This window comes from Nocardioides sp. GCM10030259 (assembly GCF_042666375.1).
Taxonomy (GTDB): domain Bacteria; phylum Actinomycetota; class Actinomycetes; order Propionibacteriales; family Nocardioidaceae; genus Nocardioides.
Window position 1 is genome coordinate 401,799 of the sequence record NZ_JBHTDF010000008.1, and the last position, 14,531, is coordinate 416,329.

At 70.3% G+C, this 14,531-nt stretch carries 17 protein-coding genes; 4 read left to right on the top strand and 13 right to left on the bottom strand.

Annotation, left to right across the window (positions count from 1 at the left end):
• Positions 1–29 precede the first annotated feature (29 nt).
• On the top strand, positions 30–1,703 hold the full coding sequence (locus ACFQQI_RS10555) for an FAD-dependent oxidoreductase (RefSeq protein ID WP_378562060.1): 1,674 nt from the start codon (positions 30–32) through the stop codon (positions 1,701–1,703).
• Here the strand turns inward: ACFQQI_RS10555 and ACFQQI_RS10560 are convergent.
• A complete protein-coding gene (locus tag ACFQQI_RS10560; RefSeq protein WP_378562063.1) occupies positions 1,700–2,608 on the bottom strand; it encodes a carbohydrate kinase in 909 nt (302 codons plus the stop codon). The genes ACFQQI_RS10555 and ACFQQI_RS10560 overlap by 4 nt on opposite strands.
• Before the next feature lie 22 nt (positions 2,609–2,630).
• Between ACFQQI_RS10560 and ACFQQI_RS10565 the strand changes: the two genes are divergently transcribed.
• Entirely contained in the window at positions 2,631–3,005 is a 375-nt protein-coding gene (locus ACFQQI_RS10565) for a GntR family transcriptional regulator (protein ID WP_378562066.1), read from the top strand.
• Positions 3,002–4,195 carry an AGE family epimerase/isomerase gene (locus ACFQQI_RS10570; RefSeq protein WP_378562068.1) on the top strand — a complete coding sequence of 398 codons (1,194 nt, stop codon included), beginning with the start codon at positions 3,002–3,004 and terminating at the stop codon, positions 4,193–4,195. The genes ACFQQI_RS10565 and ACFQQI_RS10570 overlap by 4 nt, the downstream gene beginning before the upstream one ends.
• A gap of 73 nt (positions 4,196–4,268) precedes the next feature.
• Here ACFQQI_RS10570 and rplQ read toward each other — a convergent pair whose 3' ends face one another.
• The 7 genes from rplQ to infA all read right to left on the bottom strand — a co-directional run bounded on the left by rplQ (position 4,269) and on the right by infA (position 8,087).
• Complete coding sequence (gene rplQ, locus ACFQQI_RS10575) at positions 4,269–4,850, bottom strand: 50S ribosomal protein L17 (protein ID WP_378562071.1); 582 nt, start codon at positions 4,848–4,850, stop codon at positions 4,269–4,271.
• A gap of 69 nt (positions 4,851–4,919) precedes the next feature.
• Positions 4,920–5,936, bottom strand: a complete 1,017-nt coding sequence (locus ACFQQI_RS10580) for a DNA-directed RNA polymerase subunit alpha (RefSeq protein WP_378562074.1) — start codon at positions 5,934–5,936, stop codon at positions 4,920–4,922.
• A 109-nt stretch (positions 5,937–6,045) separates the two neighbouring features.
• On the bottom strand, positions 6,046–6,654 hold the full coding sequence (gene rpsD, locus ACFQQI_RS10585; RefSeq protein ID WP_378562077.1) for a 30S ribosomal protein S4: 609 nt from the start codon (positions 6,652–6,654) through the stop codon (positions 6,046–6,048).
• Between the two features lie 32 nt (positions 6,655–6,686).
• Positions 6,687–7,094 carry a 30S ribosomal protein S11 gene (gene rpsK / locus ACFQQI_RS10590; RefSeq protein WP_157341719.1) on the bottom strand — a complete coding sequence of 136 codons (408 nt, stop codon included), beginning with the start codon at positions 7,092–7,094 and terminating at the stop codon, positions 6,687–6,689.
• Between the two features lie 67 nt (positions 7,095–7,161).
• Complete coding sequence (gene rpsM, locus ACFQQI_RS10595; RefSeq protein WP_157341721.1) at positions 7,162–7,536, bottom strand: 30S ribosomal protein S13; 375 nt, start codon at positions 7,534–7,536, stop codon at positions 7,162–7,164.
• Positions 7,537–7,695: 159 nt separating this feature from the next.
• Complete coding sequence (gene rpmJ / locus ACFQQI_RS10600) at positions 7,696–7,809, bottom strand: 50S ribosomal protein L36 (RefSeq protein WP_011757308.1); 114 nt, start codon at positions 7,807–7,809, stop codon at positions 7,696–7,698.
• Positions 7,810–7,865: 56 nt separating this feature from the next.
• The gene (gene infA, locus ACFQQI_RS10605; protein ID WP_011757309.1) at positions 7,866–8,087 is read right to left on the bottom strand and encodes a translation initiation factor IF-1; all 222 of its coding nucleotides are present in this window, start codon (positions 8,085–8,087) and stop codon (positions 7,866–7,868) included.
• 292 nt (positions 8,088–8,379) lie between these two features.
• On the opposite strand from infA, the gene ACFQQI_RS10610 reads away from it, so the two are divergent.
• On the top strand, positions 8,380–9,435 hold the full coding sequence (locus ACFQQI_RS10610; RefSeq protein WP_378562083.1) for a glycosyltransferase family 2 protein: 1,056 nt from the start codon (positions 8,380–8,382) through the stop codon (positions 9,433–9,435).
• Between the two features lie 13 nt (positions 9,436–9,448).
• On the opposite strand, the gene ACFQQI_RS10615 is transcribed toward ACFQQI_RS10610, so the two are convergent.
• The 5 genes from ACFQQI_RS10615 to secY all read right to left on the bottom strand — a co-directional run bounded on the left by ACFQQI_RS10615 (position 9,449) and on the right by secY (position 14,523).
• Entirely contained in the window at positions 9,449–10,495 is a 1,047-nt protein-coding gene (locus tag ACFQQI_RS10615; RefSeq protein WP_378562085.1) for an LLM class flavin-dependent oxidoreductase, read from the bottom strand.
• A 28-nt stretch (positions 10,496–10,523) separates the two neighbouring features.
• Positions 10,524–11,555: a TerC family protein gene (locus tag ACFQQI_RS10620; protein ID WP_378562087.1), complete on the bottom strand. Its 1,032-nt coding sequence runs from the start codon at positions 11,553–11,555 to the stop codon at positions 10,524–10,526.
• 145 nt (positions 11,556–11,700) lie between these two features.
• Entirely contained in the window at positions 11,701–12,528 is an 828-nt protein-coding gene (map, locus tag ACFQQI_RS10625; protein ID WP_378562090.1) for a type I methionyl aminopeptidase, read from the bottom strand.
• Positions 12,529–12,633: 105 nt separating this feature from the next.
• Positions 12,634–13,209 carry an adenylate kinase gene (locus tag ACFQQI_RS10630; protein ID WP_378562093.1) on the bottom strand — a complete coding sequence of 192 codons (576 nt, stop codon included), beginning with the start codon at positions 13,207–13,209 and terminating at the stop codon, positions 12,634–12,636.
• Positions 13,210–14,523, bottom strand: coding sequence for a preprotein translocase subunit SecY (gene secY / locus ACFQQI_RS10635; RefSeq protein WP_378562095.1), 1,314 nt, complete (start codon positions 14,521–14,523; stop codon positions 13,210–13,212).
• Between the last annotated feature and the right edge of the window lie 8 nt (positions 14,524–14,531).

A 14,531-nucleotide genomic window follows, 5' to 3' on the forward strand; every position in this document is an offset into this window, starting at 1 on the left:
CAATCCTATTGCGGTGCGGTTCTAGGCTCATGATCGTGAGCGCACCCGCCATCGTCCTCATCGCCCCTGAGCACGCCGATGAGATGCAGACCGGCTTCGCCCGCTATGTGACGGAGTACGACGTCCGCCTCGCACACTCGTGCCGCGAGGCGCTCCAGGTCACCCACGACATCGTCGGAGAGGGCGGCACGGTCGCGATGTTCGCGAGCGAGTCCGTGCTGCCCGACGCCGAGGTGCTGCACTGCTTCCACAAGCTGCGCGAGAAGGTGCCGACCGCGCGCCGGGTGATCGCGGCGTACTGGGACCGGTTCCTCGTCGACGCACCCGGCCTGCGCCCGGGCATGGCGAAGGGCAAGTACGACGCGTTCCTGCTGATGCCCCGAGGCACCCGCGACGAGGAGTTCCACAACGCGATCACCGACCTGCTGTCGGACTGGGGCTCGACGGTCGCCGACCCGGAGGTCATCTCGGTCAAGATCGTGACGCCGGTGCGCGACGGCCTCACGCTCGCGATCCGCGACTTCTTCGACCGGATGGGCATGCCCTGCCGCGTCTACGAGCCCGACTCCGAAGCCGGGCAGTACGTGATCGAGCAGTGGGGCCGGGAGCCGGCGTACCCGCTCGTCTGCGCGATCAACCGCCCGGTCATCCACGCGACCAGCGTCCGCGACGTCGCGGTCGCGATGTACGGGGCACCGACCGAGCTCGACCTCGACCACGTGGTCGACCTCGCCGTCGTCGGCGGTGGCCCGGCGGGTCTTGCCGCCGCGGTGTACGCCGCGTCCGAGGGCCTGTCGACGGTGATCCTCGAGGCCGAGGCGATCGGCGGCCAGGCCGGCACCAGCTCGATGATCCGCAACTACCTCGGCTTCCCGCGCGGCATCTCCGGGATGCGCCTCGCGCAGCGTGCCCGCAACCAGGCGCTGCGCTTCGGCGCGACGTTCTACACCGGTCAGGTCGTCGACGAGCTGCGTCCCGGCTTCGACGGCGACCCGCACGTGCTGTGCACCGAGAGCGGGGAGGTGCGCGCCCGCGCGGTCGTCATCTCCAGCGGTGTCGCGTACCGCAAGCTCCGCGTCGACCCGGTCGAGGAGCTGGTCGGGATGGGCGTCTACTACGGCGCCGCGATGACCGCGGCCCGCGAGATGGAGGGCCAGGACGTGTACGTCGTGGGTGGCGGCAACTCGGCCGGCCAGGCGGCCGTCCACCTCGCCCGGTTCGCCCGCTCCGTGACGATCCTGGTGCGCCGCCCCGACCTGGCCGAGACGATGTCGGCGTACCTGATCGGCGAGATCGGCTACAACCCCCGCATCGCCGTGCGCACCTGCTGCCGGGTGGTCGACGGGGGCGGCGACGGGCGGCTGGAGTGGCTCGGGCTGGAGGACGTGCGCACCGGCGAGCAGGACCGCGTGTCGGCGTACGGCCTCTTCCTGCTGCTCGGCGCCGAGCCCCACTGCGACTGGATCCCGCGCCAGGTCGCCCGCGACGAGCACGGCTTCGTGCTCACCGGCCGCGACGTGCCGAGGGAGCTCTGGCAGGACGGCCTGCCGCCGGAGAACCTCGCCACGACCGTGCCCGGCATCTTCGCGGCCGGCGACGTCCGCTCGGGCTCGATGAAGCGGGTGGCCTCGGCGAGCGGCGAGGGCGCGTCCGCGGTGCCGCTCGTGCACGCGTTCCTCGCGCCGGCACCGGAGCCCGTCTAGAGCTCGCGGAGGTACGGCGGGTCCGCGCCGGGCCTCGACACGGTCACCGCGGCCGCGCGCGCGGCGTGGCCGAGCACCTCCTGCGCCACCTCGGCCGGAAGCTCGCGCAGGGAGCGGCGTCGTGCGGCGCCGAGGAGGTTGCGGGCCCAGAGCGCGTCGATGACCGCCGCGCCGAAGGTGTCGCCGGCGCCGATGGTGTCGGCGACCTGCACCCGCCGGGAGGCGACCTCGACCACCGGCCCGCGCGCGACCCAGGCCGCGCCGGCCGCGCCGCGGGTCACCACCACCGCCGCCGGGCCGCGGGCCAGCAGGCGCCGCGCCGCGACCTCGTGGTCGAGGTCCGGATAGAGGTGCGACAGGTCCTCGTCGGAGGCCTTCACGATGTCGCACAGCGCCGCGACCCGCTCGACCTTCGCCACGAGGTCGGGCCCGGTCCCGGTGATCCCCGGCCGCACGTTGACGTCATAGCTGATCGTGGCGACACCGCGGAGCTGCTCCACCAGGTCGACCACGTCACTGGCTCCCGGTTCGAGCACTGCGCCGAGGGAGCACGTGTGCACCACGAGCGGCGCGGGCTCGGCCGGCACCGGACCGAGGCGCCACTCGAGGTCGAACTCGTAGGTCGCCCCGCCGTCCGCTCCCAGCGTCGCCGCGGCGGTCGACGTGCGGGGCAGCACGTGCGGGTCCGATGCGAGCTCCACCTCCGCCGCTGCCAGGTGACGCTCGAGCGCCGCACCGCGCTCGTCGTCGGCCCAGGCCGTCGCGAACCGCACCGGCCGGTCGAGCCTCGCGAGCGCCACGGCGACGTTCGCCGCGCTGCCGCCGGGGTGCTCGACGGTGGAGCCGTCGGCCGCGTGGACGATGTCGACGAGCGCCTCGCCGACCACCAGGACATCGCTGCGCATGGGATGTCTCTACCATGCACGCATGTCCGAACCGGTCGTCCATCCGCTCGACGCGACGTCGTCCGTCCCACCGTTCGAGCAGCTGCGGGCGCAGGTCGCCTCGCGCGCCGCGGCCGGCGACCTGCCCGCCGGCACCCGGCTACCGACGGTCCGTGCGCTCGCCGCCGACCTCGGTCTCGCCGCCAACACCGTGGCGAAGGCCTACCGCGCCCTGGAGACCGACGGCGTGATCGCCACCGAGGGACGGCGCGGCACGTTCGTCGCGGCCAGCACGGCCGGCACCGGGACCGACGCGCACGACGCGGCCACGGCGTACGTCGGAGCCGCCCGACGGCTCGGCCTCACGCTCCCCGAGGCGGTCCACCTCGTCGAGCAGACCTGGTCGGTGCCCGCATGAGCGCCGACGCCCTGACGCCCGAGGGGCGGCGGCTGCTGGAGTTCGCCCGGGCCGCTCGCGTCGACGGCGGCTTCGGCTGGCTCGACGACCGCGGCCGGCCGACGCCCGGCGCCGACCGCCCGACCTGGCTCGCGGCCCGGATGACCTACATCTGGTCGCTCGCCACGCAGCTCGACGTCGCGGGCGCGGCCGACCTGGCCGAGCACGGTGTGCGCGCCCTCGCCGAGGCGCACCGCGACCCGGAGCACGGAGGCTGGTACGACGCGCTCGACCCCGACGGGCGCGCGCCCGCGGACCCGGCGAAGAGCGCCTACCCGCACTCGTTCGTCGCCCTCGCCGCGGCATCGGCGACCGCCGCGGACGTCCCCGGCGCGGCTGCGCTCCTGGCCGACGCGGCCGGCGTGCTCGACGCGCACTTCCTCGACGCCGACGGGCGGGTGGTGGAGGGCTACGACCGCGCGTTCACCACCGCGGAGGCCTACCGCGGCGCCAACGCGAGCATGCACATGGTCGAAGCGCTGCTGGTCGTCGGCGACGTGCTCGAGGACCCACGCTGGCACCGGACCGCGCTGGGCATCGCCGAGCACCTCATCCACGGCGCGGCGCGCAGCAACGACTACCTGCTGCCCGAGCACTACTCCCCCGGCTGGGAGCCGCTCCCGGACTACAACCGCGACCGGCCGGACGACCCGTTCCGCCCCTACGGCTGCACCCCCGGCCACCTGCTCGAGTGGTCCCGGCTGCTGCTGCAGCTGGAGGCCGCGCTGCCCGATCCGCCTGCCTGGCTCACCGACGACGCCGGCCACCTGTTCGAGACCGCCGTACGCGTCGGCTGGCAGGCCGACGGCGCGCCCGGCTTCGTCTACACCGTCGACTGGGACGGCGCACCGGTCGTCCGCACCCGGATGCACTGGGTCGTCGCCGAGGCGATCGGCGCGGCCGCGGCCCTCCACCGGCGCACCGGTGAGGCGGAGTTCGAGCGCTGGTCCGACACCTGGTGGGACTACACGCGCGCGTACCTGCTCGACCTCGAGCACGGCAGCTGGCACCACGAGCTCGACCCGGCCAACCGACCGACGGCGACGGTGTGGGCCGGCAAGCCCGACGTCTACCACGCCTTCCAGGCCACGCTGCTCCCCCACCTGCCGCTCGCTCCGTCGGCTCCCGTCGCCCTGCGCCGCGCCGACTGAGTCCCTCCGGGAACGACGAAGGCCCGCCACCCTCGCGGGTGACGGGCCTTCGTGCGTCAGGTGACGATCGGGCTCAGGCCTTCTCGTCGTCCTCGGTGCTCTCCTCGGCGGCCGCCTCGTCGGCGGCCTCCTCGGCAGCGGTCTCCTCGGCCACGTCCGCGACGAGCGCGTCCTCGGCAACCGTCTCCTCCGCCACGGCCTCCTCGGCCGGAGCCTCCGCGACCGGAGCCTCCGCGGCGGGGGCCGGGGCGGCCTTCTTCGCGGTGGCCTTCTTCGCGGTGGCCGGCTTCGGGCTGTAGGCCTCGGTCACGAGCTCGATGACCGCCATGGGGGCGTTGTCGCCCTTGCGCGGACCGACCTTGGTGATCCGGGTGTAGCCGCCCGGGCGCTCCGAGAAGGTCGGCGCGACCTCGGTGAAGAGGACGTGCACGACCGACTTGTCGCGGACGACCTTGAGGACCTCGCGACGGTTGTGCAGGTCGCCCTTCTTCGCCTTGGTGATCAGCTTCTCGGCGAACGGACGCAGCGCACGGGCGCGCGACTCGGTCGTCGTGATCCGGCCGTGCTCGAAGAGCTGGGTGGCCAGGTTCGACAGGATCAGGCGCTGGTGGGCCGGGCTGCCGCCGAGGCGGGGACCCTTGGTGGGCTTGGGCATTGCTCTCTCATTTCTCTCCGGCCGTACTAGGTACCGGGGTAGACGACCGCGCGTGCGGTCGATTTGGGATCAGTACTGCTCGTCCTCGACAAAAGCGTCGTCGTCGTCGTCGCCGTACGCCGCGAGCGCGGCGTGCGGGTCGAAGCCGGGAGCGCTGTCCTTGAGGGACAGGCCCATCTCGACCAGCTTGGCCTTGACCTCGTCGATCGACTTCGCACCGAAGTTGCGGATGTCGAGCAGGTCCTGCTCCGAGCGGCTGATGAGCTCACCCACGGTGTGGATGCCCTCGCGCTTGAGGCAGTTGTAGGAGCGGACGGTGAGCTGCAGGTCCTCGACTGGGAGGGCGAGGTCCGCGGCCAGCTGCTCGTCGACCGGCGACGGGCCGATGTCGATGCCCTCGGCCTCGACGTTCAGCTCACGGGCCAGGCCGAAGAGCTCGACCAGCGTCTTGCCGGCCGACGCGATCGCGTCGCGGGGACGGATCGACGGCTTGGTCTCGACGTCGATGACGAGCTTGTCGAAGTCGGTGCGCTGCTCGACACGGGTGGCCTCGACCTTGTAGGTCACCTTGAGGACCGGGCTGTAGATCGAGTCGACCGGCATCCGGCCGATCTCGTTGTCCGCGCCCTTGTTCTGCACGGCCGAGACGTAGCCACGGCCACGCTCCACGACCAGCTCCATCTCCAGCTTGCCCTTGTCGGACAGGGTGGCGATCTTGAGGTCGGGGTTGTGCACCTCGACACCGGCCGGCGGCGCGATGTCCGCGGCGGTGACGTCACCGGCACCCGACTTGCGCAGGTACATGGTGACGGGCTCGTCGTGCTCCGAGGAGACGACCAGGCCCTTCAGGTTGAGGATGACCTCGGTGACGTCCTCCTTGACGCCCTCGATGGTCGAGAACTCGTGGAGGACGCTGTCGACCTTGATGCTCGTGACCGAGGCACCGGGGATCGAGCTGAGCAGGGTACGGCGCAGCGAGTTGCCGAGCGTGTAGCCGAAGCCCGGCTCCAGCGGCTCGATCACGAACCGCGAACGGAACTCGTCGACGGTCTCTTCCGACAGGGTGGGGCGCTGTGCGATAAGCACTTGTTCTTTCCTTTCCGGGCCCACCCGCTATTTGACGGGCCCGAACTTCAGGGTTGACGGAAGGTGTGGTCGGCGCCGCGGCTTGCGATCTCCGCGGCGCCGGCCGGGGTCACTTCTTCGAGTAGTACTCGACGATGAGCTGCTCCTGGACCGGGATGTCGATTTGGGCCCGGACCGGGAGCTGGTGGACGAGGATCCGCATCCGCGACGGGATCGCCTCGAGCCACGCGGGGACGACGCGCTCGCCGTGGGTCTCACGAGCCACGATGAACGGGGTCATCTCGAGCGACTTCTCGCGGACGTCGATGACGTCGTGCGCAGCGATCTGGTACGACGGGATGTCGACCTTCTTGCCGTTCACCTTGAAGTGGCCGTGGACGACCAGCTGGCGGGCGTGGCGACGGGTCCGGGCGAAGCCGGCACGGTAGACGACGTTGTCCAGGCGGCACTCGAGCAGCTGGAGCAGGTTGTCACCGGTCTTGCCGGCGCGGCGCGACGCCTCGGTGTAGTAGTTGTGGAACTGCTTCTCCATCACGCCGTACGTGAAGCGCGCCTTCTGCTTCTCGCGGAGCTGGAGGAGGTACTCGCTCTCCTTGATGCGGCCGCGGCCGTGCTGGCCGGGCGGGTAGGGGCGACGCTCGAACGACGAGTCGCCACCGACGAGGTCGACGCCGAGACGGCGCGACTTCCGGGTCATGGGGCCGGTGTAACGGGCCATTTTCTACAAGTCTCCTGTTCTCGGTCGCGCGGTCAGACGCGGCGGCGCTTGGGCGGGCGGCAGCCGTTGTGGGGCGTGGGCGTGACGTCCTGGATGGTGCCGACCTCGAGGCCGATCGCACCCAGGGACCGGATCGCCGTCTCGCGGCCCGAACCCGGGCCCTTCACGAAGACGTCGATCTTCTTCATGCCGTGCTCCATCGCGCGGCGACCGGCGGCCTCGGCGGCCATCTGCGCAGCGAACGGGGTGGACTTGCGGGAGCCCTTGAAGCCGACGGTGCCGGCCGAGGCCCACGAGATCACCGCACCGGTCGGGTCGGTGATCGTGACGATCGTGTTGTTGAACGTGCTCTTGATGTGGGCCTCGCCCACGGCAACGTTCTTCTTCTCCTTGCGGCGCACCTTCTTGGCGCCGGCCGCGCTGCGGCTCTTGGGAGGCATGCAGTAACTCCTGAGGTCTCTGGTCTGGAAGCTCGTGTGTGACGAGGATCAGCGCGTCAGCGCCGGATCACTTCGCCTTCTTCTTGCCGGCAACCGTGCGCTTCGGACCCTTGCGGGTGCGGGCGTTGGTCTTGGTGCGCTGACCGCGGACCGGAAGGCCCTGGCGGTGACGGCGACCCTGGTAGCTGCCGATCTCGATCTTGCGCCGGATGTCGGCCTGGACCTCGCGACGGAGGTCACCCTCGATCTTGAAGTTGGCTTCGATCTCGTCGCGGAGCTTGACCAGCTCCTCGTCACCCAGCTGGTGGACGCGCAGGTCGGGGTTGACCCCGGTGGCGGCCAGGAGCTGCTGGGCGCGGGTACGGCCGATGCCGTAGATGTAGGTGAGTGCGACCTCGATGCGCTTGTCGCGCGGGAGGTCCACACCAACGAGGCGTGCCATGTGGCTTGTCCTTCTGTTCGTTCGCAGCGGTTTCGGTCGTGTCGCACCCCGGCGCCTCTAGCTGTCCGGGCTCCGGCCTGCTGCTCCGGAGGTGGTTCGCCCTGGCGGGCTAAGCGATCACGTTGTGGTTGTTCAGTTGTTGCTCTGCGAGTGGGCTTGTCAGCCCTGGCGCTGCTTGTGGCGCGGGTTCTCGCAGATGACCATGACGCGGCCGTGGCGACGGATCACCTTGCACTTGTCACAGATCGGCTTGACGCTCGGCTTGACCTTCACGGGAAGCCCTTTCCGGTATTCGGCTGACTAGTTCAATGGCGAGCTCGCAAGCTCGCTCACTTGTACCGGTAGACGATCCGACCCCGGGTGAGGTCGTACGGCGAGAGCTCCACCACCACGCGGTCCTCGGGGAGGATCCGGATGTAGTGCTGGCGCATCTTGCCGCTGATGTGCGCGAGAACCTTGTGCCCGTTGCTCAGCTCGACGCGGAACATCGCGTTGGGAAGGGCCTCCACGACGGTGCCCTCGATCTCGATCACGCCTTCTTTCTTCGGCATGTCCTCCACAATCTGTTGGTCGGTTGTCTACCGTGTCGTGCACCGGGTCCGGCGGGCCGGATCCGGGTGGCCCGGGAACCTCCGTCGCACGCGACGGTGGACCTCGTGCAGCCGCTCTGGCACCTCATCCCGGGCACAGGGGTGAGTCGCTCGGAGGCGAAACACTCAGGTGATCCGGGCAGCCGCGAGGCACCACGAAGCAGACCCACGTTGGGCCGACACGCCAGTCTAGTCAAAACGGCCGCCAAAACACGAATCCGTCGACCGCGGTCGCGCCGGTAGCATCGCGGCGGTGACCACCACCCCGCCGTACCGGATCTCGCTGGCCATGATCGCACGGGACGAGGCCCGCTCCATCGGGCGGTGTCTCGAGAGCGTGCGCGACGTCGTCGACGAGATGGTGGTCGTCGACACCGGCTCGCTGGACGACACGGTCGCCATCGCCGAGGCGGCCGGCGCGACCGTGCACCACTTCACGTGGGTGGACGACTTCGCGACGGCGCGGAACGAGGCGCTCGCCCTGTGCACCGGCGACTGGCGGCTGGTGCTCGACGCCGACGAGTGGCTGGCGTCGGGCGCGGAGGCGCTGAGCGCGCTGCGCGAGGTGAACCCGTCGTTCGGCGGGATCGTCGAGATCGCCAGCGTGAGCGACAACGACGTGGTGAGCCTGCTGCCGCAGGTCCGGGTGCTGCCGGCGGACGCCTACTACGTCGGGCGCGTCCACGAGCAACCACAGGTCGCCGGGGAGCCGCGGCCGCTGGCGGTGCGCATCGACCACGACGGCTACCTGCCCGAGCAGCGCGAGAAGAAGCTCGGCCGCAACCGGCGGCTGCTGGAGCTCGCGTTGGTCGAGGACCCCGAGAACCCCTATCTGTGGTTCCAGCTGGCCTGCGACCACGACCAGGCCGCGAGCCACGCCTCCGCGTGCCTGGGGTACGAGCGGGCCGACCAGCTGATGACCGGGCCCGACGGGCCGGACGCCACGCCGTGGCGGCATCACCTGGTCGTCCGCTACGTGGCCAGCCTGGTGCTGGCGCAACGCACCCAGGACGCCATCGACCTGTCGTTCCGGGAGCTCGAGACCTGGCAGCACTCGGCCGACTTCCAGTTCGTGCTGGGCCACGCCCTGCTGCACCACGCGATGGCCAACCCCGAGCTGGGCGACGACATCCTGCCGCTGGTGGAGCAGGCCTGGCAGACGTGCCTGGCGCTCGGGGACTCCGACCTCCCCGGCGCGACCGTCGGCCACGGCGGCTACCTGGCCGCGCGGGAGCTGGTCCGCCTCTACGAGACGCTCGGCCGCGAGGCGGACGCCGCCCGGTTCCGGCCGCTCGCCGAGAAGCTCTGACTCACTCCCCCGACTACTGGGCGAGGAGCCGCAGGGTCGCCTCGCGGGCGGGACTGGTGCGCGGGTCGGTGCCGGTGAACGCCCCTGCGACGGGGTGCACCATCACCTCGTCGACGGCGTACGTCGCGGCGAGCTCCTCGATCCGCGCCCGCGCCTCGGCCGGGGCGCCGATCACCCACCGGCGCGCCATCGCATCCATCAGGTCGAGGTGGGCCTGCGGCAGCTCGACCTTCTCGGCCTCCTCGACCAGCGGTGCGGGCCGCAGCTCGCCGCCAGTGCGAAGCGCGACCATCGCCTGCAGCTGTGGCAGCGCCAGCCGGCGCGCCTCGTCGTCGGTGTCGGCGACGACCGCGTTGACGGTCAGGAAGGTCCGCGGCTCGGAGAGCTCCGGCGACGGGCGGAAGCTGTCGCGGTAGAGCGCGAGCGCCTCGGCGGTGCCGCTGCCCGAGAAGTGGTGGGCGAACACGTAGGGCATGCCCTTCTCCGCGGCGAGCCGGGCGGAGTAGTCCGAGGAGCCGAGCAGCCAGATCGTCGGCACGCCCCGCGCCGCAGGGGTGGCCTTGAGCGGATAGGTGCGGCCCTGGATCCCGAGCCCGACGCCGTCGGGCTCCATCATCGCGAGGACGTTGTCGACGTACTCCGGGAACCGCGTGACGGCCTCGTCGCTCACTCCCCCGGCGCCGTGGCGCAGGGCGTACGACGTGACGGGGTCGCTGCCCGGCGCCCGGCCGATGCCGAGGTCGATCCGGCCCGGGTACGCCGCCTCGAGCAGCGCGAACTGCTCAGCGACCACCAGCGGTGCGTGGTTGGGCAGCATGACGCCGCCCGACCCGACCCGGATCCGCTCGGTGGCGCCGGCGACCAGGCCGATCAGCACCGGCGGGTTGGTCGCCGCCACGGCCGGCATGTTGTGGTGCTCCGCGAGCCAGTAGCGCTCGTAGCCGAGCCGGTCGGCGACCCGCGCCAGGGCCAGCGAGGCGGCCACCGCGTCACTCGTCGCCTGGTCGCTGCGCACCGGCACCAGGTCGAGAACGGACAGGGACGGACGACGCTCACTCACCACCGGAGAACCCCTCCGGCGGCGCGGACTATTCCGGCTTGCGGGCCTCGGGCGTCTCGAGGTCGCCCGTGCGCTCCTCGATCTCCTCCTCCGACATCTTCCGCGAGGCTCGGATGCTGGCGACGCCGGTGACGACCAGCGTCACGATGATGACGGCCAGGCTGAAGAGCGACGAGATGTCCGGGACGTCGACGTGCTCGCCGCCGTTGATGAACGGCAGCTCGTTCTCGTGGAGCGCGTGCAGCACGAGCTTGACGCCGATGAACGCGAGGATGAAGGCGAGCCCGAGCGAGAGGTAGACGAGACGCTTGAGCAGTCCGCCGAGCAGGAAGTAGAGCTGCCGCAGGCCCATCAGCGCGAACACGTTCGCGGTGAAGACCAGGTAGGGCTCCTGGGTGATGCCGAAGATCGCCGGGATCGAGTCGAGCGCGAAGAGCAGGTCGGTGGTGCCCAGCGCGATGATCACGATGAGCATCGGGGAGACCACCCGGGCGCCGTTCTTGCGGTACCAGAGCTTGAGGCCGTGGTACTCGTCGCCCACGTTGAGGTGGGTCTGGGCGAACCGGACGATCCGGTTCTCCTCCGGGTGCTCGTCCTCGTGGGTGCGATAGCTCTTGACCAGGCCGTACGCCGTGTAGACCAGGAAGGCGCCGAAGATGTAGAAGACCCAGCTGAAGTTGTTGATCAGCTGGTAGCCGAGCGCGATGAAGATGCCGCGGAAGACCAGCGCCAGGATGATGCCGACCATCAGCGCTTCCTGCTGGTACTCGCGGGGCACCCGCAACGCTGCCATCAGGATGATGAAGACGAAGAGGTTGTCGATCGACAACGAGTACTCGGTCAGCCAGCCCGTGTAGAACTCGATGCCCATGTCGTGGCCGTGGGACACCCAGATCCAGGCGCCGAAGGCGACCGCGGCGCCGATGTAGACGCTCAGCGCGATCGCGCACTCGCGGAACGATGGTTCGTGGGGGTTGCGCGCGATGACGATGACGTCGAACAGCAGCACCGCGCAGGTGGCGACGATCGTGATGGTCCACTCGAGGGTCGTGATCTCCAACGAACTCTCCGTACATATCGGGGACGAGACATCGTCAGAGGTCTCTCCCACCGGCGGAACGACGGCCTACGGGCCCGGAGGCGTTGCCACCTCGTGCTGACGAGCCCGCAGCGACGGGATACTCCCCACTGCGCGGCCCATCCTGTCACAGCCCGGGTCGTCCCCCGAAAGTCACCCCGAGGGCGGACAGCGCTGCCTCGCCGCCGTCCAGTGCCGTGAGTACCCATGTACCGGTGTCGGTAAGCGTGAACGTGTGCTCGAAGTGCGCGGCGCGGCTGCCGTCGGTCGTGACCACGGTCCAGTCGTCGTCGAGGACGTCGGTCTCCTTGGTCCCCGTGGTGATCATCGGCTCGACGGCGAGCGCCAGGCCCTCGACCAGGCGGGGCCCCTTGCCCGGACGCCCGTAGTTGGGGACGTTCGGCGGCTGGTGCATCGCGGAGCCGATGCCGTGGCCCGTGTAGTCCTCGACGATGCCGTAGCGCCCCTGCCGCCGCACGTGCCGCTCGACGGCGTGCGAGATGTCGGTGACCCGGCCGCCGAGGTGGGCGGCGGCGATCCCCCGCCACATCGCCTCCTCGGTGACCCGCATCAGCTCCGTGAGGTCGGCGCCGACCTCGCCGACGGGCACCGTGATCGCCGCGTCCCCGTGCCACCCGTCGACGATCGCGCCGCAGTCGATCGACACGACGTCGCCGTCGGCCAGCACCCGGTCGCCCGGGATGCCGTGGACGACCTCGTCGTTCACCGACGCGCAGATCGACGCCGGGAAGCCGTGGTAGCCGAGGAACGACGGGGTCGCGCCTGCCGACCGGATGCTGTCCTCGGCGATCCCGTCGAGCTCGGCGGTCGAGACGCCGGCGCGCACGTGCCCGCGGAGCAGCTCCAGCGTCCGGCCGACCACGAGGCCGGCCTTGCGCATGCGGTCGATCTGCTCCGGCGTCTTGATCTCGACGCCGCGGTCGAAAAGCGCCACCGCTGCCTCACCTCTCACTGGGTCTCGACACGCCGGTCGCGGCTTCGTGCCTCAGCCGCGCGGCTCGCTCGACCGCCATCAGCGGGTCCGCTGGCGCGTCCCCGCTCAAGACTCCGGGATGTCGTCCAGCGCCTGGAAGATCCGGGTGGTGACGTCCTCGACCTCGCCCATGCCGTCGACCTCGACCACGATGCCGCGCTCGCCGTACACGGCGATCAGGGGCTGGGTCTGCTCGAGGTAGACCTCCTGGCGGCGCCGGATGACGTCCTCGGTGTCGTCGGCGCGACCCTCGACCTGGGCGCGCTGCAGCAGCCGGGCGACGATCTCGTCCTGGTCGACGGTCAGGCACACGACGGCGTCGAGCCGGTGTCCGGTGAACTTGATCATCCCGTCCAGCTCCTCGACCTGCGCGAGCGTGCGCGGGTAGCCGTCGAGGAGGAAGCCGGAGACGGCGTCGGGGTCGTCGATCCGGTTGCGGACCATGAGGTTGGTGACCTCGTCGGGGACGTACTCCCCGGCGTCCATGTAGCGCTTGGCCTCGAGGCCGAGCTCGGTGCCCTCGGACACGTTGGCGCGGAAGATGTCGCCGGTCGAGATCGCGGGGATCTTGAAGTGCTCGGCGATGAAGCGGGCCTGCGTGCCCTTGCCAGCGCCGGGGGGCCCCATGATGATCAGCCTCATTTAGCGAAGGAACCCTTCGTAGTTGCGCTGCTGGAGCTGGCTCTCGATCTGCTTCACCGTGTCGAGCCCGACACCCACCATGATCAGGATGCTGGTGCCGCCGAAGGGGAAGTTCTGGTTCGCCTCGATCAGGGCGAACGCGATGAGCGGGATCATCGAGATCAGGCCCAGGTAGAGCGCCCCGGGCAGCGTGATGCGGGACAGGACGTAGGAGAGGTACTCCTCGGTCGGCTTGCCCGCCCGGATCCCGGGGATGAAGCCGCCGTACTTCTTCATGTTGTCGGCCACCTCTTGCGGGTTGAAGGTGATCGAGACGTAGAAGTAGGTGAAGAACATGATCAGCAGGAAGAAGACGATCATGTAGATCGGGTGGTCTCCGCGGACCAGGTGGGCGTTGACCCAGTCCAGGACCGCCGAGTCGGAGTTCTGGTTGAACTGCACGACCATCGCCGGCAGGTAGAGCAGCGACGAGGCGAAGATGACCGGGATGACGCCGGCCTGGTTGACCTTCAGCGGGATGTACGTCGAGCTGCCGCCGAACATCTTGCGACCGACCATCCGGCGGGCGTACTGGACCGGGATCCGGCGCTGCGACTGCTCGACGAAGATGACCGCCGCGACCACGACCAGGCCGATGACCATCACGACGCCGAAGACCCACCAGCCCTTGGACTGCTGGACGGCCCACATCGAGGCCGGGAAGCCGGCGATGATCTGGGTGAAGATCAGCAGCGACATGCCGTTGCCGACGCCGCGCTCGGTGATCAGCTCGCCGAGCCACATGATGACCGCCGTGCCGGCCGTCATCGTGACGACCATGACGAGGAACGTCGCGGTGCCGTCGTCGTGGAGCAACGGGTACGTCGTGGGGTCGCAGCCCTGGAGCAGGTTGCCCGAGCGGGCGAGGGCCACGATGCCGGTGGCCTGGAGGACCGCGAGGCCCAGCGTCAGGTAGCGCGTGTACTGCGTGATCTTGGTCTGGCCGGCCTGGCCCTCCTTCTTGAGGGCCTCGAGGCGCGGGATCACCACGACCAGCAGCTGCAGGATGATGCTCGCGGTGATGTACGGCATGATGCCGAGCGCGAAGATCGTCAGCTGGAGCAGCGCTCCACCGGAGAACAGGTTGACCAGGCTGTAGAGGCCGGCGTTCTCGCCCGCCTCCGCGATCTCGACGCACGCGCGCACGTTGGCGACGTCGACGCCGGGCGTCGGAATCTGCGACCCGAGCCGGAAGACCGCGATGATCAGCAGGACGAACAGCAGCTTGCGCCGCAGGTCCGGGGTCCGGAAAGCGTTCGCGAACGCGCTCAGCACGGGATCCT

Bases quoted from the DNA above. Each gene is read 5' to 3' on its own strand.
- infA (WP_011757309.1), bottom strand. From the start codon at position 8,087: ATGCCGAAGAAAGAAGGCGTGATCGAGATCGAGGGCACCGTCGTGGAG.
- ACFQQI_RS10565 (WP_378562066.1), top strand. From the start codon at position 2,631: ATGTCCGAACCGGTCGTCCATCCGCTCGACGCGACGTCGTCCGTCCCA.
- ACFQQI_RS10555 (WP_378562060.1), top strand. From the start codon at position 30: ATGATCGTGAGCGCACCCGCCATCGTCCTCATCGCCCCTGAGCACGCC.
- rpsD (WP_378562077.1), bottom strand. From the start codon at position 6,654: ATGGCCCGTTACACCGGCCCCATGACCCGGAAGTCGCGCCGTCTCGGC.
- rplQ (WP_378562071.1), bottom strand. From the start codon at position 4,850: ATGCCCAAGCCCACCAAGGGTCCCCGCCTCGGCGGCAGCCCGGCCCAC.
- rpsK (WP_157341719.1), bottom strand. From the start codon at position 7,094: ATGCCTCCCAAGAGCCGCAGCGCGGCCGGCGCCAAGAAGGTGCGCCGC.
- rpsM (WP_157341721.1), bottom strand. From the start codon at position 7,536: ATGGCACGCCTCGTTGGTGTGGACCTCCCGCGCGACAAGCGCATCGAG.
- ACFQQI_RS10560 (WP_378562063.1), bottom strand. From the start codon at position 2,608: ATGCGCAGCGATGTCCTGGTGGTCGGCGAGGCGCTCGTCGACATCGTC.
- ACFQQI_RS10570 (WP_378562068.1), top strand. From the start codon at position 3,002: ATGAGCGCCGACGCCCTGACGCCCGAGGGGCGGCGGCTGCTGGAGTTC.
- ACFQQI_RS10630 (WP_378562093.1), bottom strand. From the start codon at position 13,209: ATGAGGCTGATCATCATGGGGCCCCCCGGCGCTGGCAAGGGCACGCAG.